The 19,451-nt window shown below is 68.7% G+C and carries 17 protein-coding genes; 6 read left to right on the forward strand and 11 right to left on the reverse strand.

Going from position 1 to position 19,451, the window contains the following annotated elements; translation table 11 throughout:
* Window positions 1–2: 2 nt before the first annotated feature.
* On the reverse strand, window positions 3–704 hold the full coding sequence (locus ETC07_RS01550) for a pseudouridine synthase (protein ID WP_136246748.1): 702 nt from the start codon (window positions 702–704) through the stop codon (window positions 3–5).
* Window positions 704–1,519 carry an amidohydrolase gene (locus ETC07_RS01555; RefSeq protein ID WP_136246749.1) on the reverse strand — a complete coding sequence of 272 codons (816 nt, stop codon included), beginning with the start codon at window positions 1,517–1,519 and terminating at the stop codon, window positions 704–706. The genes ETC07_RS01550 and ETC07_RS01555 overlap by 1 nt, the downstream gene beginning before the upstream one ends.
* Before the next feature lie 122 nt (window positions 1,520–1,641).
* Here ETC07_RS01555 and rarD point away from each other — a divergent pair, with 122 nt between their 5' ends.
* Together rarD and ETC07_RS01565 are read left to right on the forward strand one after the other, a co-directional pair.
* On the forward strand, window positions 1,642–2,547 hold the full coding sequence (gene rarD, locus ETC07_RS01560) for an EamA family transporter RarD (RefSeq protein WP_136246750.1): 906 nt from the start codon (window positions 1,642–1,644) through the stop codon (window positions 2,545–2,547).
* On the forward strand, window positions 2,540–3,700 hold the full coding sequence (locus ETC07_RS01565; RefSeq protein WP_136246751.1) for an FAD-dependent oxidoreductase: 1,161 nt from the start codon (window positions 2,540–2,542) through the stop codon (window positions 3,698–3,700). Before rarD ends, ETC07_RS01565 begins: the two co-directional genes overlap by 8 nt.
* Before the next feature lie 89 nt (window positions 3,701–3,789).
* Here ETC07_RS01565 and ETC07_RS01570 read toward each other — a convergent pair whose 3' ends face one another.
* Entirely contained in the window at window positions 3,790–4,347 is a 558-nt protein-coding gene (locus ETC07_RS01570) for a fasciclin domain-containing protein (RefSeq protein ID WP_136246752.1), read from the reverse strand.
* 175 nt (window positions 4,348–4,522) lie between these two features.
* Between ETC07_RS01570 and ETC07_RS01575 the strand changes: the two genes are divergently transcribed.
* From ETC07_RS01575 to ETC07_RS01590, 4 genes are all read left to right on the forward strand, one after another.
* Window positions 4,523–5,068, forward strand: a complete 546-nt coding sequence (locus tag ETC07_RS01575; RefSeq protein ID WP_168709143.1) for a sigma-70 family RNA polymerase sigma factor — start codon at window positions 4,523–4,525, stop codon at window positions 5,066–5,068.
* On the forward strand, window positions 5,047–5,745 hold the full coding sequence (locus ETC07_RS01580) for an anti-sigma factor (protein ID WP_136246754.1): 699 nt from the start codon (window positions 5,047–5,049) through the stop codon (window positions 5,743–5,745). Before ETC07_RS01575 ends, ETC07_RS01580 begins: the two co-directional genes overlap by 22 nt.
* 125 nt (window positions 5,746–5,870) lie before the next feature.
* The gene (gene csiR / locus ETC07_RS01585) at window positions 5,871–6,557 is read left to right on the forward strand and encodes a DNA-binding transcriptional regulator CsiR (RefSeq protein WP_136246755.1); all 687 of its coding nucleotides are present in this window, start codon (window positions 5,871–5,873) and stop codon (window positions 6,555–6,557) included.
* A 73-nt stretch (window positions 6,558–6,630) separates the two neighbouring features.
* Window positions 6,631–6,849 carry a ribbon-helix-helix protein, CopG family gene (locus ETC07_RS01590; RefSeq protein WP_136246756.1) on the forward strand — a complete coding sequence of 73 codons (219 nt, stop codon included), beginning with the start codon at window positions 6,631–6,633 and terminating at the stop codon, window positions 6,847–6,849.
* Window positions 6,850–6,865: 16 nt separating this feature from the next.
* Here the strand turns inward: ETC07_RS01590 and ETC07_RS01595 are convergent, their stop codons facing one another.
* The 8 genes from ETC07_RS01595 to ETC07_RS01630 all read right to left on the reverse strand — a co-directional run bounded on the left by ETC07_RS01595 (window position 6,866) and on the right by ETC07_RS01630 (window position 19,326).
* Window positions 6,866–7,774, reverse strand: coding sequence for a DUF7281 domain-containing protein (locus ETC07_RS01595; RefSeq protein WP_205742486.1), 909 nt, complete (start codon window positions 7,772–7,774; stop codon window positions 6,866–6,868).
* A complete protein-coding gene (locus tag ETC07_RS01600; protein ID WP_136246757.1) occupies window positions 7,771–9,027 on the reverse strand; it encodes a hypothetical protein in 1,257 nt (418 codons plus the stop codon). The genes ETC07_RS01595 and ETC07_RS01600 overlap by 4 nt, the downstream gene beginning before the upstream one ends.
* On the reverse strand, window positions 9,024–9,650 hold the full coding sequence (locus ETC07_RS01605; protein ID WP_136247010.1) for a condensin complex protein MksE: 627 nt from the start codon (window positions 9,648–9,650) through the stop codon (window positions 9,024–9,026). The genes ETC07_RS01600 and ETC07_RS01605 overlap by 4 nt, the downstream gene beginning before the upstream one ends.
* 26 nt (window positions 9,651–9,676) lie before the next feature.
* Window positions 9,677–13,357: an ATP-binding protein gene (locus ETC07_RS01610; RefSeq protein WP_136246758.1), complete on the reverse strand. Its 3,681-nt coding sequence runs from the start codon at window positions 13,355–13,357 to the stop codon at window positions 9,677–9,679.
* Window positions 13,358–13,920: 563 nt separating this feature from the next.
* Window positions 13,921–15,759, reverse strand: coding sequence for a protein kinase domain-containing protein (locus ETC07_RS01615; protein WP_136246759.1), 1,839 nt, complete (start codon window positions 15,757–15,759; stop codon window positions 13,921–13,923).
* A gap of 49 nt (window positions 15,760–15,808) precedes the next feature.
* A complete protein-coding gene (locus ETC07_RS01620) occupies window positions 15,809–17,095 on the reverse strand; it encodes a 2-oxo acid dehydrogenase subunit E2 (RefSeq protein WP_136246760.1) in 1,287 nt (428 codons plus the stop codon).
* Window positions 17,096–17,129: 34 nt separating this feature from the next.
* The gene (locus ETC07_RS01625) at window positions 17,130–18,107 is read right to left on the reverse strand and encodes an alpha-ketoacid dehydrogenase subunit beta (protein WP_136246761.1); all 978 of its coding nucleotides are present in this window, start codon (window positions 18,105–18,107) and stop codon (window positions 17,130–17,132) included.
* Between the two features lies 1 nt (window position 18,108).
* Window positions 18,109–19,326 carry a thiamine pyrophosphate-dependent dehydrogenase E1 component subunit alpha gene (locus ETC07_RS01630; protein ID WP_136246762.1) on the reverse strand — a complete coding sequence of 406 codons (1,218 nt, stop codon included), beginning with the start codon at window positions 19,324–19,326 and terminating at the stop codon, window positions 18,109–18,111.
* Window positions 19,327–19,451: the final 125 nt, after the last annotated feature.

Genomic DNA, 19,451 nt, shown 5'->3' on the forward strand with positions numbered 1-19,451 from the left:
ATCTAGAAGGCCGCGATCTCGTCGGCCGTGAGCTCGCGCCACTCGCCGGGCGCCAGGTCGGCATCCAGCACCAGAGGCCCTACCGACTCACGGTGCAACGCCTCGACGTGGTTGCCGATGGCCGCGAACATGCGCCGCACCTGGTGATAGCGCCCCTCATGGACGGTCAGCCGGGCCTCTAGGGAATCGAGCATTTCGAGCTCGGCGGGCCGGGTCGGCGCGTTATCGCCCTCGAGCAGGATACCCTCGGCGAAGGCCGCCACCGCACGCTCGGCCTCGCCACCTTCCAGGGGGCGCGCCAGGGTCGCGCGGTAGACCTTGGCGCTGCCACGACGCGGCGAGGTGACACGATGCGACCACTGGCCGTCGTCACTGAGCAGCAGCAGGCCAGTGGTCTCCACATCGAGGCGTCCGACCGTCTGCAGGCGCTCGACCTTGGGCAGTTCGATCAGCTCCACCGCCCGCGGATAGAGCCCGCGGCGCGCCGTGCACTCCACGCCTTCGGGCTTGTGGAGCATCACGTAGCGCAGCCCGACCAATGCAAGCCGCTCGCCGTTCCAGGTGACGCGGTCGTCGGCCGCGAGATGGCGCGCGGCCTTCTTCTCGCGCTCGCCATTGACCTCGACCTCGCCGCGCAGCAGCGCTCGCTTGGACAGGCTGCGGGTCATCTCGGTGCTCTCGGAGAGGAATCGATCCAGTCGCATCAGGCGCCCACCCCATCGGAAAGTCCGAAATGATCGGCATCACGCCAGGCCGGAAACTTCTCGCGGAAGGCGCGCAATTCATCCAGCGACAGGCTGGCCGTCTTGACGAAGGGGGTATCGCGCGGCTCATCGATCAGCGGCTCGCCCTTGGCATCCACCAGCATCGAGTCGCCGGCATAGGGCAGGCCCTTGGCGTCCTCGCCGACGCGATTGACGCCGATCACCGGGCACAGGTTCTCCACGGCGCGCGCCTGCAGCAGCACCCGCCAGGGGTGGCGGCGCGGCGCCGGCCAGTTGGCCACGCACAACAAGGCATCGTATTCGAAGGGTTCGTCGCCGGCGGGCTGCTGGCGCAACCACACCGGGAAGCGCAGGTCATAGCAGACGCTGAGCAGGATGCGGAATCCCTTCAGCTCGACGATCACCCGCTCGTGGCCCATGGCGTAGCGCTCATGCTCACCGGCCATGCGAAACAGGTGGCGTTTGTCGTAATGCGCCAGGCTGCCGTCGGGGCGCGCCCAGACCAGGCGGTTGAAGTACTCGCCGTCTTCCACTACCGCCACGCTGCCGGTGACCACGCAGCCGCGTCGCATCGCCTGATCCCGCAGCCAGGCGACGGTGGCACTCTCGGCCATCGGTTCGGCCATCTCGCGGGAGTTCATGGTGAAGCCGGTGGCAAACATCTCGGGCAGCACGATCAGGTCGGTGTCATCGCCGCCGAGCTCGCCCAACGACGCCTCCAGCATCCGGCAATTGGCCTCGGGGTCTTCCCAGCGCAGGTCGGCCTGCACCAGGGTCGTTCTGAGTTCGCTCATCGAGGACTCCATGGGGATCGATACAACCCCATAGCCTAAACGAGAGTGCCCGGCGGCGCAGCCATCACGCACCCCTGGAACACGCATGATAGGCTAGCGCTTTATGGATAAGGAACGTCACGATGTCATCGATGGATCGCGATAACCGGGCCACCCAGGGCGTGGGATACGGCCTGGCCGCCTACCTGATGTGGGGCTGCTTCCCGCTGTTCTTCGCCCTCTTCGACGGCATCCCCGCCTACGAGATCCTGGTCCACCGGGTGCTGTGGTCGTGCCTGTTCCTGGCCATCGTGGCCACCCTGCTGGGCCGCTGGCGCCCGGTACGCAAGGCCCTCGCCCAGCCGCGACGCCTGGGGCGCGTGCTGGCCTGTGCGGTGCTGATCGCCGCCAACTGGGGGCTCTACATCTATGCCGTCGAGACCCATCATGTCCTGCAGGCGAGTCTCGGCTACTTCCTGACGCCGCTGGTCAACGTGGCCCTGGGCATGCTGGTGCTACGCGAGCGCATGAGCCGCCTGCAGGGCGTGGCCGTCGCCCTGGCCGGGGTGGCCATCGCCTTCCAGCTGGTGCTGATCGGCACCCTGCCCTGGATCAGCCTGGTCCTGGCGCTGAGCTTCGGCACCTACGGCCTGCTGCGCAAGCAGGTGCCGCTGGACGGCCTCTCGGGGCTGCTCGTCGAGACCCTGCTGCTGCTGCCCCTGGGCCTGCTGGCCCTCGGTGCGCTCAGCCAGGCCGGCGCCTCACACTTCCTCGACACGCCCCGCACCACCCTGCTGCTGCTGGCCTGCGGGGTGATCACCGCGTTGCCGCTACTGGCCTTCGCCGGCGCCGCCCGGCGCCTGCGCCTGGCCACCCTGGGGTTCTTGATGTATCTCAACCCCAGCATCCAGTTCCTGATCGCCCTGTTCGTGTTCGACGAACCGCTGCGTCCGGTACAGCTGGTCACCTTCCTGATCATCTGGGCCGGGCTCGCCCTGTACAGTTGGTCGGCCTGGCAACGCCGCGCGCCCTCGAACGCTGATGACTGACGCCCCGCAACCGGCGCCCGATGCCGACGCCCCGCTGTTACTGGTGGGGGCGGGGCATGCGCATCTGCACCTGATCGCACAGCGTCATCGGCTCCCCATGCCTCGGGTGATGCTGCTCGACCCCGGCGGCTTCTGGTATTCCGGCATGGCCAGCGGCGTACTGGGCGGCCAATTCCCGCCACCGGCGGATCGGCTCGAGCCCATGGACCTAGCCCGACACCACGGCATCGAGGGCATCCGCGGGCGGCTCGCGGGGCTCGACCTCGATGCCCGCGAGGCCGTGCTGGCCGATGGCCGTCGCCTGGCCGTCTCGGCCATCTCGCTCAACATGGGCTCGACGGTGGACCTCCCGCCCGCACACCCCGAGGGGCCCGGCGTCTGGCCGGTCAAGCCCATCCCACGCCTGGTGGCATTACGTCGGCGGCTGGTGCGGGCGTTCGACGCCGGCCAGCATCCTCGCCTGCTGGTCGTCGGCGGCGGCGCCAGCGGCGTAGAGATCGCCTGTCAGTTGCGTGCCCTGGCCGACCGACACGGCGCCGACCCGGACATTCGACTGTTGACCCGCGCGCCGGACCTGCTACCCGGCGCGCCCGCGGGAGCGATGCGCTGGCTGCACCGCCGCCTCGCCCGGCGGCGCATCGCGATCGACACGGGGCTCGAGCTATCCGAGCACTGCCCCGGCGGCATCATGGCGACGCCGACCGAGCCGCCTGCGGGCACAGGTGGCCCCCGCTTCGTCGCGGCGGATCACGTGGTGCATGCCGCCGGCCTGGTGCCACCGCCAGCCCTCGGGGCGCTCGGCCTGCCGATGCTACCGGGCCGGGGCCTGGCGATCACCGAAACCCTGCAGAGCCCCGCCGCCTCCTGGGTCTTCGCCACCGGCGACTGCGCGGCCCTGATCGATCACCCGCTGCCACGCCTCGGCGTCTACGGCGTGCGCCAGGCCCCCGTGCTGCGCGCCAATCTCGCCGCCTGGTGGCAGGGCGAGGCGCTGAATACCTATTGCCCCCAGGCCCAAGCGTTATCGATCCTCGACCTGGGCCGTGGCCAGGCGCTGGCCATCCGCGGCGGGCTATGGTGGGGCGGGACACTGGCCTGGCGCTGGAAACGCCGGCTGGACGAGCGCTTCCTGGCCGGCCATCGCCTGGGGTGACGGTCCCCGCGGCCGACGCGACTCGATGAGCCCATCTACGCCGAAGGCCGGCACATGGCCGGCCTTCGTGACAACAGTGCACCCAAGCTTCAGGGCATCATGACCCGGTCGATCACGTGGATCACCCCATTGGACTGGGCCACATCGACGATCGTGATGTCGGCACTGTGCCCCTGGGCGTCCATCAGCACCAGGTTATTGCCGTTGGGCACCACCGTCAGTCGCTCGCCCTGAACGGTCTCGAAGCTCGCCGCGTCGCCGCGCTCCATGACCGCCTCATGCAGGTCGTCGCGGGTCAGGCGGCCAGGCACCACATGATAGGTGAGCAACGCCGTCAGCTGGTCGCGATTCTGCGGCTCGAGCAACGTCTCGACGCTGCCGGCCGGCAAGCGATCGAAGGCGGCATCGACCGGGGCGAAGACGGTGAAGGGCCCTTCTCCCTTGAGGGTATCGACCAACCCGGCGGCCTGGACGGCCGCCACCAGCGTCTCGTGATCGGCGGAATTCAGCGCGTTCTCGACGATGTTGCGCTCGGGCAGCATCGCGGCCCCGCCGACGTCGGTCGGGCCATGGTCGGCCTGGGCCTGGCCGCTCGCCAAGGCCGCGGTGCATAGGAAGCCAGCGAGGAAGCGATTGAGGGTCTTCATGCGATATCTCCTTGTCCTTATTGGGATGACGCCTGCCAGCAAACAGGCGCAGGGAGAGATACGCGACCCGCGACGATATGGATGCGGTGCCGCTGCGTTGACAGTCCCTGGCTTTACTCCCGGCGCTCGTCCCGTGACCATCGTGGGACCTTCGACCCCCGCCCAAGGAGGCGGCATGAGTGATCCGTCACAACAACTCGTCGATGACCTTGCCGGCTGCGCACGCGGCGAGCATCGCGCCCTGTCGCGCCTCTATCACGCCAGCAGTGCGCGTCTGTATGCCCAGCTGCTGCGTATCGTTAGAGAGGAAGCGGCCGCCCAGGACTGCCTGCAACAGGTCTACCTGCGCGCCTGGCAGTCCGCCGACCGTTATGACCCCGAACGTGCCCGGCCGATGACCTGGCTCTCCACCCTGGCCCGCAACGTCGGCATCGACTGGTTGCGGCGCCGGCGCCCCGAGGGGGATGAGGAGGCCGTGGAAAGCCTCGACGGCGGCCGGCGACCGGAAGAGGCGAGCGACACCCTGGAACGCTCCCAGGCCCTGCACGATTGCCTGGCGATCCTCGGCCAGGACCAGCGCCAGGCCATGGAGATGGCCTACTTCCAGGGGCTGACCCACGGCGAACTGGCCGCACGAGTGGACCAGCCGCTGGGCACGGTGAAAAGCTGGATTCGACGCGGACTCGAGAGGTTGAAATCATGCCTGACCAATGGGATCTGAGCCGCCCCGACGAACGCCACCTGGCGGCCGGGGAATATGCCCTGGGCGTCATGTCCGCGGATGAACGGGCCCGCTTCGAGGCGCTGCTGGCGGTCAGCCACGAGCTACAGCACGACCTCGCCGACTGGCAGGAACGGCTACAGCTGTTCAACGAACAATTGCCGCCCGTGACGCCCCCGGCCTCGGTGTGGCGTGCCATCGCCGAGCGCACCGGCGTCACACGCTGGCGTTCGCTGGCCCTGTGGCGCGGGATGGCCGGCGGCTTCGCCATGCTGACGCTGGCCTTCGCCCTGCTGTGGAGCGTGCCGAACGCCGACTCCCCCGAGGAGGCCGCGGTCTACGTGGTGCTCGACGAATCACGCACCCCGGACTGGATCATCAGCGCCAGCGAAGACGGCACCCTGCGTGCCCGCGCCGTGCAACCGCATCGCGTCGGCGCCGACCAATCCGGCGAACTGTGGCTGGTCAGCGACGGCACCCCGATCTCGCTGGGCCTGTTGCCCGAACGCGGTAGCCGCCTGCTGACCCCGGACGCCGGCCTGCGCGAGGAGCTGCTGACCGCGGATCTCGCGGTCAGCGTCGAACCCGAGGGCGGTGCGCCGGCCGGCAAGCCCACCGGGCCGATCATCGATCATGGCCGGCTGACACCGGTGCGCGGAGCCACGCTACGCTTCTGAACGCGACGCCATGGGCGAGCCACTCCCTTCGGCCGACATGGCGACGCCCCTCAGGAGTGTCTACGATTCTCGCGACTGGCGATGATCGGGTATCATGACCGACCATCACCGGGAACGGCAGTACCATGGACAGCACGCCCCGACAGAACCTCGGCATCAGCGCCTATCACTGGCTCAAGCAGGACATCCTCCGCGGCGTCTTCCCGCCCGGGGAGAAGCTGCTGATGAACCGACTCAAGGAACGCTACGAACTCGGCATCGGCCCGCTGCGCGAGGCCCTGTCACAGCTGGTCGCCGAGCGGCTGGTGGTGGCGATCAGCCAGCGCGGCTATCGGGTCGCGCCGATGTCGGGCGAGGAGTTGGCCGACCTCTATGATGCCCGCGCCCAGCTGGAGGGGCTGGTGCTGGAGCTGGCCATCGAGCGCGGCGACGACGCCTGGGAGGCCGACGTGATCGCCAAGGCTCATACCCTTGGCAAGGTCGCGGAGGTCCACAGCGCCGAGGAAATGCTCGACGTCTGGGACACGCGCCATCAGGCCTTCCATACGGCCATCGCCGCCGGCTGCCACTCGCCGCACCTGATGCAGCTGCGCCGCAATCTGTTCGACCAGGTCGAGCGCTACCGCCATCTGTGGCTGCAGGAAACGGTCTTCTCCGACGCGGCCCTGGCGGGCAAGCGTCAGGAACACGCCGAGCTGGTCGAGGCCATCCTGGCCCGCGACACCGCGCGTGCCCGCACGATGATGCGCGAACACCTGATGACGCCGGTGCCGATCATCCGTGACGTGATGCAGCGCCGCGGCCTGTCATGAGCCGCGCCCTGTCATCCGCCTGTCACGCCATGACGCGAGACTGTCCTCGACGGTCCATCGGAGGAGTCTCGCCATGCCCCTGCCCCGCCTGTTGCGCCTGACCCACGACCAGTCACGGCGCCTCGAACGTCTCGCCAAGCGCTGCGACATGTCCCGCCATGAGCTGATCGAGCGCCTGATGAGCGAAGGCCTCGCCCACCTGGAGCATCAACGCATGCTCGAAGATCCCGGCCGGCCCCGTGCCGAGTCCAGCATCGATCAACGACTGCGCGAGAGCGGCCTCGGCGCCTGAGCCGCATCGCCGCTCGCTATGGTCGGGCCGGCTCGTGCTCATCCGCCCCATGGAGCTCGACGGCCACCGTGGGCGTCGCGAACCATTGCTGTCGGAGCCCACGTTGCTCGTCGAGCAGCAGGCTGAGATAGCCCAGCAGCGGATGCGCCTCGGGCAGTGCCTCGCGGTAGCGCAGCAGGCGGGGCCGACAGGCCAGCTGTTCGGCCGGGACATGGCGCGGCGTGGCGTGCCGCCATAACGCATCGAGCGCCGGCAGCAACAACCGCGTGGCGCCACTGCCGAGTGCGATATCGAGCCCCTTGAGATCGAAGTCGCCGGCATAGAAGTGCGGCCGGCCGGTGCTCGACCAGGCCTCCGCCAGCGCCGGGAAGGCGCCGCCATAGTGGCTATCGCCGCGGTAGACCACCAGCGGCCGGCGATACGCGGCAAGCGCCGGAAGCTCGGGCGTGAAGCCATAGAAGCTATCGAGGTTCTCGACCTGCACCAGGGCGTCGAAGGCGGCCAGCTCGATACTGCGCCAATCGACATCCAGGCATTCCCGGGCCCCACCCTGGAGGCCCGGCCGAGGCGGCTGCCCCACGGGCAGGCTGACCAGCACCCGCGAGTCCCGCGGTCCCTCGCGCACGCCCTTGGCCTCGCGATGGCCGTGCTCGGCCTGCTGAGCGGTCGACAGCCCGCCGAGCGCCACCTCCAGCGGCGGCTCACCCTGCACCTCGAGCTCGCCGGCGATGGCATCCATGAGCGCCCGATCGAACCGCAGCCGATCGCGGGTCAGGCGCCCGCCTGGCTCGATGTCCCACGCCTGGCACCAGGCGACGATCTCGGTCACCGCGGGGCCGCGTGGCTTGTCGACAGCGCGCCCGCGACGCAGCTTGCCCGACGCATCGCGCAGCACCCGACGCGCCGACTCCGAGAGCGCGGTCACGCGCCCTCCCGTGGGGCATCGCATAACTCGAGGCGCACGTCATGGATCAGGCGCAGATCGTTGAAGGTGCCCGCCCGGCTCTCGGCCTGATGCAGCCGGAAGGCGGCCTGCTCACGCCGAGGCAGGCCCTGGAACTCGGCGAGCACCTGGAACAGCCAGATCTCCTCGCCCCAGTCGAGCCCGGCGGCCTCACGGTACTCGAGCGCGCTGGGCGGCTCGCCGCCCTCGACCACCGCCAGGTAGAAGCGCTCGACGTCTTCCCTCAGGGCCTGCTGGCGGGCCGCGATCAGGGTGTCCTCATGGCGCTCGGCGGCCACGGCGACGGCCACATGCTCCGGCGCCGCGGCAGGGGTCGGCAGATGATGCAGCAGCTCGGTCACGTCCCGCACGTCCGGCGGATGATCGAGCGCCACGGCGCCGGCGGCGGTGAGCGGCGCGGCGCGATTGACCAGCTCCGGCACCTCGCCGCGCCGGGCGTAGTTGCCCGGCACGAAACCGGGATGCTCGCGCAGGAAGCCGGCCATGCCCGACACCAGGCGGCTGCGAGATTGCTGCTGACGGAAGCGCGCCATCAGCTCGATCAACCGGCGCTGTACCTCGCGCAGGCTGGTGTAGTGCTGGCTGAGCCGATGCTGGAGCTGGCTGACCAGCAGCTTGCGCAGCGCCCCGTCGGCCCCCACCAGGTCGATCAGCTCATCGAAGTCGATCAACGCCAGGCCGTCGAGCAGGCGCTTGATCTGCTTCTGTGCGCGGGCGTTCTCGCGGATCTTGTCGGCCAGCCGACTGACGAAGCCGAAGTCGCTGTTGAGGCGCCGCCACAGGCTGTCGATGGCGTCGGCGAAGCGCCCGTCGAGATCGTCCACCGCCTGACGCAGCCGCAGCAGCTGCTGCTCCTGGCGCCAGTATTCGGCCGCGTCGCGGGCCTCTCGGTAGCTCTGCACCAGGCCGCGCATCAGCTCCAGCGTCTCGGCCACGTCGGCATTGACGTGGCGGCGGGTCTCGTCGGCCAGCATCTCGGCGATCAGCTCGCGCACCTTGGGGGCGAGCTTCACGCCGGCCTGCTCGTCGGGGCGCCACAGGATGCGTGCGGACAGCAGTCGATTCAGCGCGGTGGTGCTCAGCCCCTCCAGCGGCACCTCGTCGCGCACGTAGCCGGCCATCAGCGCCTCGGCATGCTTGCCGAGCAGCGCCAGGCGCTCGGTGCCGGTGCCGAGCAGCCGGTTGTCCAGGGCGTCGGGATCGCTCGCGCTCACAGCAGGCGCTCCTGGCCCGCGGGGGCCTGGTCATCGATGGGCAGCTGTTCCTCGTCGCGGATGAAGCGCACCAGGTCGATCAGGTAGTCGATCTTGGCGGTGGCGACGAAGTACTGGCGGTCGGCGTGGGGCTGGCGCAGGTAGCCGCGCTCGCGCAGGCGCTTGAAGACCTGCTTGATCTGCGCATCGAGCTGCTCGCTCTGGGAGCCGAAGAACGGATCGGTGGCCAGGCGTTCGAGGCGCTCGCGCAGCCCCTGGTTATCCTCGCAGCGTGAACTGAAGTCGGCCGGCTTGAGCACGTCGCCGGGCGACACCGGGCCGTCGCGGCCGAGCGCCTCCTGCACCAGCTGCAGCCACTCGAGCATCGGCAACAGGCTGCCGACGGTCTCCGCCAGCTGGCGAGACAGCTGGTCCCGGGCCGCGTCATCCAGCTGGCGCCAGGCCAGGAAGTAGACGCTGCCCTCCTCGTTGGTCGCCAGTCGTCGGTTGAGCGGGCGCAGGTAGGCGTCGATGCGCTCGCGGGTCGCCTCGTCCTGCAGGCGGCGAAACGCCGCATCGTCGCTGACCGCGCACAGGAAGTCGCCGGCCAGCAGGCGTTCGAGCAGCGGGCCCAGCTCGACCAGGGAACGCTCCTTCATGGACTCTTCGATCATGCGGATGCCTCCTCCTGACGCTCATCGTGGCGGGCTTGAAGGCGCTGAGCCAGGCGGCTCAACCGCGGCTCGATGCGCTTGAGGCGTCGCTTGTCGAGCACGGCCTCGTCACGTTCGATCAGGTAGCGGTGTTGGAACAGCATCAGCACGTCCGACTCCGGGTTGGGGAAGGCGCCGACGATATGGATGCGGTTGTTGTCGCAAGCCTCGAACAGCTTCTCGACGTTGTGATAGGCCAGGGTGCCGATCTCGTCGATGGGCCAGTGCACGGCGACCTCCGCCGGGCCGCGCAGCAAGCGGGTGAAGGCCAGCAGGAACTTGCACAGGATCAGGTAGGCCATGCCGTGGCTGGAGGACTCCAGCAGCTGGCGGTCGTTCTTGATCACCAGCTCGGCGCCGCCCTCGTTGAGGTGCAGTTCCAGACGCAGCAGGCTCTCGACGCTGTACTGCTGGTCGCTGCGCAGCAGCTCCACCACGTCGCCCAGGGCGTCCAGGTAGTCGTCGTCGGGCAGCGTGCGGCCGGAGTCACGCCACTCGCGGTAGTGCTGAGCGAAGCGCTTGAGCGGCTCCCAGAAACCCAGCTCGTCGATGGTCGACTGGATCTTGACCTCGGCCTTGCCGATGCCCTCCAGCTTGAGGTCATCGGCCACCTCGTCGGAGAGCCGCCGGCTCTGGGCATTGATGCGCCGGTTGAGGTCGCGGAACACGGTGAAGAACTTGTCCAGGTCATCGCCGAGGTTGCGGCCTTCCTGCAGCAGCTGCTGCTGCTGTCCCTCGAGCAGCTGCAGCATGTCGGCGAGCACCGCCAGCAGGCGACGCGGGCCGGGGTCCTCGAGCTTGGCGCGCTCGGCCTCCAGGGTATCCTGGAAATCGGCACTGGCACCCTTGATCAGGTCCGACTCGATCTTCTCGCAGCCGCGGCGCAGCTCATCGAGCGACCGGGCGTGGTCGGCCAGCGCCTGACGGGCGCGCTCGATGCGCTCGTCGACATCCCCCGGGGCCTCGCCGGCGGATTCCCCGGCCGCCTCCAACGCCAGCCCCGCGAGGGTATCGAGCAGCGGCGACAGGGTCTCGACCTGCGCCTGCTCGGCCTCGCGGCGGCGCTTGAGCTCGCCGAGCGCCGACTGATGCTCGGCCCGGTCGGCCTTGAAGCCGTCCTTGAGCGTCTTGCGCTCGCGCTCGGCGGCCTGCTGCTGCTGGCTCAGCTCCGCCTCCCGGGCTACCAGGCGCGGCTTGCGCTCTCCCCAATCGAGGCGCATGAAGCGAGCGTAGGCATCGAGCTCGTCGCGCCGTGCCTCGGTCTCATGGATGCGTTTTCCCAGGTCCTCGATCTGGGCGCGGGTCGCCTTGACCTTGGCCGGGTCGACGCCGCGGTCGGCCAACTCGCGGTCGAAGGCCGCCTCGAGTTCCTCGCGCTGGCGGCGGTTCTCGTCCTTGAGCTCGCCGAGCTGGCGGCGATACTGCTCGACCTGCCGGTCGAAGCCGGCCAGCTGGCCCTGATGGTCGGCGGTGAGCTCCATGCGCTGGGCGCGATGGGTCTCGTCCAGGGTCTCCAGCGCCTGGTCGCGCTCGTCGCGCAGCGCCTGCTGGACCGCCTCCTGCTCCTCGAGGGCCTGGCGACGGCTCGCCTGGCGCTCCTGCTGCGCCTCTCGATGGCGCACCTGACACTGGCTGCGCGCCTGCAGGGCGTAGTCGACCTCCTCGGCGGTGCGGCGCCGCTCGCCACTGGCCCGTTCCAGGCGTGCGTCGAGCGCCTGCACCTTGTCATGGCCGCTGCCGAGCGCCTTCTCGGCGCCCTGCTCGGCCGCGCGGGCCTCCACGAGGGCACCCTCGGCGCCCTCGATCTCGGCCACCAGCCCGGCCTCGTCCTGGGCATGCTCGGGCAAGGCCACGGCGTTCAGGTCGAGCGCCAACCCGAAGAGATCATCGCTGGCCTCGTCATGCAGCTGCGGGGCGAGGTCGCGACGCTCGAGCAACGCCGGCGCCAGCACCTTGCCCAGGCCCTGTTCCCAGCCGGGCCGATGGTGGCGCAAGAAGTGGCGCAGGCTGCCCTGGGCCGGGTCGCGCTGAACCTCCAGTGCGGCGAGATGGCTCTCGGCTCGGGCGCGCTGCTGGCGGGCGGCCTCGAGCTCACGCTCGGCGTCGTCGCGCGAGCGCTTGAGGCCATCGAGCTCGCCGCGCAGGCCCTCCAGGGTGGCGGCGATGGCATCCTGGGCGCTGCGGGCCTCGTCGACGCGCAGCTGTGCCCGTTCGGCCTCGCGGGCCTCCTCCTCGGTCTGGGCCCCATGGGTGAGCTCGGCCTTGAGCTCGGAGAGCCGCGCGGTGAGCTGCTCGAGCCGCCCGCGATAGTCGCCGTCCAGCGCCTGGCGGCGGGACTGGTAGTCGGCATCGAGGCGGCTCTCCGCCTCGCGCTGCACCTCGCGGCGGGCCTCCTTTTCCTCACCGAGGGCATCGATCTGGCCCTGCAGTTCGTCGCGGCGGCGCTCGAGCAGGTCGCCGAGCTCGACCAGCCGCGCCTCCAGGCGGGCCTTGTTGTCCTGCACCGCCTGCTGCATGACATCGAGATGGTCGCGCAACTGTTGCTGCTGCTCACGCCACTGGGGCAGCGCCTTGAGGTCCTGCTCAAGGCCTGGCATGTCGGCCTCCTCGAAGGCCTCGAAGCGCCGCTGGAGGTCGTCGAGCTCGCCGCGGGTGCGCTCGAGCTCGCTGCCCATCTCGCTGAGCCGATCGTTCAGGGTGTCGCGGGCCTCCTGATAGACCTGCTCGCGGGCCTGGAAGTCGCGCTGACGCTCGCCGACCTGTGCCTCGAGGTCGGCTCGCCCACGCTCGGCCCGGGCCCGGTCGGCCTCGAGCTGTGGGCGTAGCTGCCACAGGCGGGTTTCGAGATCGGCGATCTCGCGATCCCGGCGCTGCAGATCCTCCAACGAACGTTGCAGTGGCTCGAGTCGCATCGACTGGCGCATGCGATCGATCCACTCCCGTGCCTTGGTATTGCGGATGCGGGTCACCGGCAGTTCGACGCCGTCCTCCTCGAAGATCGCCGCCAGCATGGTCTTGAGGGTATCCATCTTGCCCTCCTTGGCGTGCACCGCCGAGACCAGCTTCTCCATGTGGCGGATGCGCCGCCCGGGGCGTACCAGGCTGAAGCGGGCGGCGACCTGGCGCAGCTTCAGCCCTTCGCGGCGGCCACCGGCCCCCTGCTGGGTGAAGTCGTTCTGGATCACCGCGCGGTACTCCGAGGTGGCGCCGAGCTTGTGCGACACGCCGATGCCCTGGCGACGCAGCCCCTGGTTCCACTGGGCATAGTCGAGGGCCACCACGCCGCCCTCGGCCTCCACCAGGTAGTCCTCGGAGCGATAAGGCGCGCCGACGAAGCGATACTCCACGCCGCCCTCGCTCTTGCGGGTCAGCACCGCCTGACAGACGTCGCCCTCCTCGCGGCGATACTCATAGACCAGGTAGCTGTTGCGATGCGGAAGGTAGAAGGCATCGAACTTGCGCCGGGTCTTGGGCACCACCCGGTTGGGCAGCTCCCCGTAGAACACCGGCACCAGGCGCTGCAGGGTCGTCTTGCCCGACGCGTTGGTGCCGCAGATGTTGGTGTGGCCATCGACATCCAGTTCGACCACCCCCTCGAGATGACCGTGGATCATCACGATGCGTAATAGCTGAGCCATGCGGCGTCCTCGATCATTGCTCACAGTCGCGAGCGCCTGTCGCGGCTCGAGCACGCGTCCGGGGCAAGGCGTCGCGAGGGTCTTTTGACATGGGTGAGGCGATCTTCGCCGAACGGGTTGGCCAAGGATGGCCAACACCGGCCCTGTAAGCGGCGCAGGATGCGCATTAGCGCCGCAGGTCAAAAGAAGCGCCCAGGGACCGGTTTACCGCGTCCTCGCGAAGGCTTGCCCCGGGCATCGCGAGCCCGGCATGGAGTTCAGGCGCTCCAAGTCTGCCTATCTTGCCAGATCACCGCGACAAGCTCATGGCCGGCATGCCGCAATGCAAGGCCGTAAACCCTTCGGCGTTCTCGGTGGTCCTGCGTCGACAACCCGGCGAGGAGACGCATGCATACCTCCCTGTCGCTCCCGACGCCCTGCCGCGCTCTCGCATCCTGCTCCGCTTGCAGGTCCAGGGCTGGCCATCCTTGGCCAGCCCGTTCGGAGCAGTACTCCTCACCCCTGGCGTAGGAGCTTTTCGTCGGCTTGCCGCCTCGCCCCGATACATCGACACGGCCTCGCCGCTACGACGGCTCCTCCATGGCCGCCAACACGGCGCGCGGGTCGCGGGGATAGAAGCGCTCGGGCTGGCGGGCGACGTGGGCGAAGACCCGGGTGTCCTTGTAGGGCATCTTCATGAAGCCGGAGACGCCGAGCCCCTCGATCAGCCCCACGGCGTCGAGGATGTCATCGAGCCGGCGGCGGAACTCCGCCTCCCGGGAGGGATCGAGCAGCCGATAGTGGCTATGGATCTTCAGATGCTCGGGCAGCGCCTCGAAGATGATCATCCCGGTGTGGTGAATGTCATTGAGCGCCTCGAGCGAGGTGATGATGGCCTCGGGCAAGGTCAGAAACTCCTCCGGGTCCGGGCCGTCCTCGAAGTAGCTGTGCAGCCGCGAGCGATCCTCGAGTTCCGGCACCGCCCCGACCTCGTAGCCGAGCCTCAGCCCCGGGGGAATCACGAAGGGATGATCCGGCCCCTCGCGCTCCAGGTGCAGGGTGTCGCGGGCATTGAACAAACAGCTCTTGAAGATGCCGCGCCGGTGAATGCCCCGGGCCAGGCTGACCATGTTGTTGACCGCGGCGATGAAGGCCGGCTTCAGGCGCGGATCGTGCAGGTTGAGCGAGGAGTCGATGTAGACACCGTCCGCCTCCCAGCGTACCGCCAGCCCCCCCACCACCGGGTAGCGGCCGAGCCGGCTCACCGCGGCCAGGAAGGCCTTCTCGGTCTCGCCCATGCCCTGCATGAAGTTCTTGTAGTAACGGTCGAGCTGGACGTCGTTGACGTCATTGAGCGTCTCGCGGCCGTCCTCCTCGCGCAGGAAGGCCTTGCGCGAGCTGTAGACCACGGTGTCGATCTCGCGGTCCGCGGCCCGGGTCCATACCGGCACCAGCGGCGCCTCCGGCGGACTCGGCAGGTCGAGCATCACCAGCCGCGCCAGGCGCGGCATCTCGCGGAGGAAGTGATCGCCGGCCTTGAGGCGAGTGCGCGGATCGGGATCGAGCATGCCGTCGAGCATGCGCGCGAATTCCCTCGGAAGGCCGAGCGAGGTGGCGGGAATGGCCCGGTGCCCGAAACGGCACGACTGCGCCGAGGCCAGGGCATAGAGGGTTCCGGCGACGCCCTGTTCGTCGAAGCGGGGCGACGACAGGGCGCCGTTGAGCTGCTCGTCGCCGATGAAGTAGACATCCCCCAGGCGGGCGTTGGTCTGCTGCAGGTTGTCCGACATCAGCTCCATGACATTGGCCGACACGAACTGCTGGCCGGCATCGAGCTGGGCGAACACCGAGGACCCCCAATCGATGAGCGCGACGCTCTCGTCGCGCTCATCGAACACCAGGTTGGACGGCTTGATATCGCCGTGCACGATGGGGCGGCCGGCGGGGCCCGACTCGCGACGCAGCGCCCCCAGAATATCGGCCAGCTGGGCGGCGATGCGGACGATGCGCCGCGGCGACAGCCGCCCCTCGCGCAGCGAGACCTCCTCCAGGTTCTCCCCGGGGGCGCGACGCATCACCAGGATCGACTGGCGGCGCACTCGTTGGAAGGCGATCAACCCCGGCACCCGAGGATGCGCGACCTGCTCCAGCATGAAGGCCTCTTCCTCGAGGCGATCCTGCAACGACTGCGGCAGGTTGATCCGGGTGAACTTGAAGACGTACTGCTCGCCGCCGGAGGTGATGCCGGCGAACGCGAAGCCGTAGGCGCCCTTGCCGATCAACTCGATGTGCCGATAGCCCAGCTGCTCGAGCTGGGCCTGGCACAGCGCCACCCATTCCCGCAACTTGCGCGCGTCGTGATGGCTGAGCAAGTAGACCGACTGGTCTTCCGGGATATAGAACTGCTGCAGTGGCTGCGTCATCGGCGTCCCCGTGGGCCGGCAGGCGGAGCGGTGGTCACCCTGGGCCTGCTCAGCCGAGGTCCAGCAACAACGTTTCCGGCGCTTCCAGATAGCCCTTCCAGGCATTGCAGAAGCGGGCGATGGTGCCACCGTCGAGCAGCCGATGATCGCCCGCCCAGGTCACGGTCATGATGGCCCGGCGGGTCACCTCGCCGGCCGCGTCGAAGCGCGGCAACCACTGGGATCTGCCGATGGCCACGATGGCCACCTCCGGGGCGTTGATGATCGGCGCGGCATAGGTGCCACCCAGCGCACCGATGTTCGACAGGCTGATGGTACCGCCCTGCAGGTCCGCCTGGGCCACGCGCCCTTCGCGCGCCTCGCCGGTGAGCCGCTGGATCTCACGGGCGACCTCCAGCAGGCTGCGATTCTCCACGCCCTTGACGTTGGGCACCATCAGCCCCGCCTTGCCGTCCACCGCCATGCCGATGTTGCAGGACGGCAGGTAATGGATCTCGTCGGCGGCGTCGTTGAGCCGGCTGTTGAGGAGCGGGAAGTCCTGGATCGCCAGGGCCATCGACTTCATGAAGAACGGCATCAGCGTGAGCTTGGTGTCACGCGCCTCGGCCCGGGGCTTCAAGCGCTCACGCAACGCCAAGAGCTCGGTGACGTCGATCTCCTCGCCGTACTGAAAATGCGGGATGGTCGAGGCCGCGCTCACCATCTGCCGGGCCATGGCCGCGCGCACGCCGCGCAACGGCTCGATGCGAACCTCGCCCGGCGCCTGGCGTGCCGGCGTCGCCGCGGGTTCGGCGGCCGTCGTCCGACCGCCCTCGACGCGCGCCAGCACATCTTCCTTGAGCACCCGCCCGTCCTTGCCGGATCCGGGCACGTCGTCGAGCCGCAACTCATGCTCGCGCACCAGGCGACGCACCGCGGGGCTGGCCGGAATCCGCCCATGGCGGCCCTGGCCGGCACGGCTCGTCTCATCGTCCGCGACCTGCGGCGCACGGCTCGGCGCCGGCGTGTCCAGCGCCGTGGCGGACGCTGCGGCCTCGCCGTCGTCGGCCGGCGTCGATGGTGCCGCGGACTCATCGGCGTCTTCATCGGACGCCGCCTCCCCCGACATCGCGTAGGCGAACAGTGGCTCATGCACCTTGGCGATCTCGCCCTTGGCCACGTGTAGCCGGGTGACGCGCCCCGTCTCCGGGGCGGTGATCTCGACCAGCGCCTTGTCGGTCATCACCTCGACCACCGGCTGATCCTCCTCGATGGCATCGCCCTCGGCGATCCGCCACTCGACGACTTCGCACTCCACGATACCCTCGCCGATATCGGGCAGCTTGAACTCGGTCATATCCTCTCTCCTGTCCTGATCACGCGCTATCGGCTCAGTAGTTGACGCTGTCGCGGATGGCCTCATAGACCTTGAGGTGGTCCGGCAGATACTCCTTCTCCAGGGTCAGCGGGAAGGGCGTATCCAGCCCGGTCACGCGCAGGACCGGCGCCTCCAGGTACAGGAAGCAGCGTTCCTGAAGGGTCGCGGCGACCTCGCCGGCGAAGCCGCCGGTGAGCGGTGCCTCGTGGGTCACCACCAGCCGGCCGGTCTTGAACAGCGATTCCGCCACGGTCTCGGCGTCCCAGGGCAACAGGGTGCGCAGGTCGATGACCTCGCAGGAAATGCCCTCCTTCTCGGCCATCGCCACCGCCTTGTCGATGACCTCCATCTGCGCGCCCCAGCCCACCAGGGTGATATCGCTGCCCTCCTTGGTGACCTCGGCCTCGCCCAGCGGCAGCTGGTAGTCCTCCTCGGGCACCTCGCCGGTGGCGGCGCGGTAGAGCCGCTTGGGCTCGAAGAAGATCACCGGGTCCGGGTCGCGGATGGCGGCCAGCAGCAGGCCCTTGGCCTCGTAGGGGTTACGCGGCACCACGACCTTCAAGCCCGGCGTATGGGTGAAGTAGGCCTCCGGCGACTGGGAGTGATAGAGCCCGCCGGAGATGCCACCGCCGTAGGGTGCACGGATGGTCAAGCCGCCGACGTTGAACAGGTCGCCGGAGCGATGGCGGAACTTGGCGGTCTCGTTGACGATCTGGTCGAAGGCCGGAAAGATGTAGTCGGCGAACTGGATCTCCGCCACCGGCACCGAGCCCTGGGAGGCCAGGCCGTTGGCGAAGCCGACGATGCCCTGTTCCACCAGCGGCGTGTTGAAGCAGCGCGCCCTGCCATAGCGTTCCTGCAGGTGACTGGTGGCACGGAAGACGCCGCCGAAGCCGCCCACGTCCTCGCCGAAGCACAGCACCTTCTCGTCCTCGGACATGGCGATGTCCAGGGCATTGTTGATCGCCTGCAGCAGATTCATGGTCGGCATCTCAGGACTCTCCCTCGTCGTTGGCATCGACACGGCTCAGTTCGGGATCCAGGAAGCGCGCGCCCTTCGGATAGGCCTCCGGGTAGCGGCGAATATGCGCCTTGAGGGTATCGAGCTGCTGCTGCAGGGCCGGCGTAACCTCGGCGTAGACATCGGTCACCAGGGTGTCGAGGGACGGCGGCGGGCGTTTCTCCGCACGCTTCATGGCCTCCAGAACCTCGCGGCGCAGCTGCTCCTGGAGCGTCTTCTCCTCGTCGTCGCTCCACCAGTCCTGCGCGGTCATCCAGCGCTGCATACGCAGGATCGGATCCTTCTCCTGCCAGGCCTCCTCCTCCTTGCGCGAGCGATAGCCCGAGGGGTCGTCCGACGACGAATGCGCCGCCAAGCGGTAGGTCATGGCCTCGATCAGCACCGGCTTGTTGTGCTCGACGGCGATGCGCCGCGCCTCCTGGGTGGCCCGGTGCACCGCCAGGATGTCGTTGCCATCGACGCGAATCACGTGCATGCGATAGCCCAGCGCCCGTGGCGCCACGCCATCGGCGGCGAACTGCTCGACCGTCGGCGTGGAGATGGCATAGCCATTGTTGCGGCAGAAGAAGATCACCGGCGCCTCGTGCACCGCCGCCATGTTCAGGGCCGCGTGAAAGTCGCCCTCCGAGGCCGCGCCCTCGCCGAAGAAGGTGATGGTACAGCGACCTTCGCCGGCCAGCTTCTGCCCGTAGGCATAGCCGGCGGCCTGGGGAATCTGGGTGGCCAGCGGCGAGGAGATCGTCATGTAATGGAGCTTGCGCGACCCATAGTGGATCGGCATCTGGCGCCCCTTGCCATAGTCCAGCTCGTTGCCGAACAGCTGATTCATGAACTCATCGAAGCCGAAACCGCGATAGACCAGCGAACCCTGCTCGCGGTATTGGGCCATGATCATGTCGGCATCATCGAGCGCCGCGGTGGCACCGATCACGGCGGCCTCCTCGCCGGTGCACTGCATGTAGAAGGACAGCCGCCCCTGCCGCTGGGCGGCCAGCATGCGCTCGTCGAGCACGCGGGTGGCGATCATCGCCCGGTAGATCGCTCGGGCCGCGTCGCGGTCGAGCGAGGGAGGCTCGGCACCCTCGAAGAGCGTGCCTTCCTGGGTCAGCATCCTAAAGGTAGGAATGCCGAACTCGTCACCGGCCAGGAACTCCGGCACGTAGATGTCTCGCGTCGTGGTCATCGTCATGATCCTTACCCCTTTTGGGGGCAGTGTTGTCTCTCTTGTCTCGGACCGCCAGGGGATCACCCCGGCGTCGATCAACGCACAGATTTGACGTTAACGTAAACTGGAAAGACTGGATACCCGACGAA

The organism is Halomonas borealis (assembly GCF_004798905.1).
In the GTDB taxonomy this organism is placed as follows: Bacteria; Pseudomonadota; Gammaproteobacteria; order Pseudomonadales; family Halomonadaceae; genus Halomonas; species Halomonas borealis.

What these genes read in the sequence shown, in the direction of transcription:
- ETC07_RS01565 (WP_136246751.1), top strand. Translation starts at nt 2,540, where the DNA reads ATGACTGACGCCCCGCAACCGGCGCCCGATGCCGACGCCCCGCTGTTA.
- ETC07_RS01570 (WP_136246752.1), bottom strand. Translation starts at nt 4,347, where the DNA reads ATGAAGACCCTCAATCGCTTCCTCGCTGGCTTCCTATGCACCGCGGCC.
- ETC07_RS01625 (WP_136246761.1), bottom strand. Translation starts at nt 18,107, where the DNA reads ATGCCGACCATGAATCTGCTGCAGGCGATCAACAATGCCCTGGACATC.
- ETC07_RS01580 (WP_136246754.1), top strand. Translation starts at nt 5,047, where the DNA reads ATGCCTGACCAATGGGATCTGAGCCGCCCCGACGAACGCCACCTGGCG.
- ETC07_RS01575 (WP_168709143.1), top strand. Translation starts at nt 4,523, where the DNA reads ATGAGTGATCCGTCACAACAACTCGTCGATGACCTTGCCGGCTGCGCA.
- csiR (WP_136246755.1), top strand. Translation starts at nt 5,871, where the DNA reads ATGGACAGCACGCCCCGACAGAACCTCGGCATCAGCGCCTATCACTGG.
- ETC07_RS01555 (WP_136246749.1), bottom strand. Translation starts at nt 1,519, where the DNA reads ATGAGCGAACTCAGAACGACCCTGGTGCAGGCCGACCTGCGCTGGGAA.
- ETC07_RS01620 (WP_136246760.1), bottom strand. Translation starts at nt 17,095, where the DNA reads ATGACCGAGTTCAAGCTGCCCGATATCGGCGAGGGTATCGTGGAGTGC.
- rarD (WP_136246750.1), top strand. Translation starts at nt 1,642, where the DNA reads ATGTCATCGATGGATCGCGATAACCGGGCCACCCAGGGCGTGGGATAC.
- ETC07_RS01630 (WP_136246762.1), bottom strand. Translation starts at nt 19,326, where the DNA reads ATGACGATGACCACGACGCGAGACATCTACGTGCCGGAGTTCCTGGCC.
- ETC07_RS01590 (WP_136246756.1), top strand. Translation starts at nt 6,631, where the DNA reads ATGCCCCTGCCCCGCCTGTTGCGCCTGACCCACGACCAGTCACGGCGC.
- ETC07_RS01610 (WP_136246758.1), bottom strand. Translation starts at nt 13,357, where the DNA reads ATGGCTCAGCTATTACGCATCGTGATGATCCACGGTCATCTCGAGGGG.
- ETC07_RS01550 (WP_136246748.1), bottom strand. Translation starts at nt 704, where the DNA reads ATGCGACTGGATCGATTCCTCTCCGAGAGCACCGAGATGACCCGCAGC.
- ETC07_RS01615 (WP_136246759.1), bottom strand. Translation starts at nt 15,759, where the DNA reads ATGACGCAGCCACTGCAGCAGTTCTATATCCCGGAAGACCAGTCGGTC.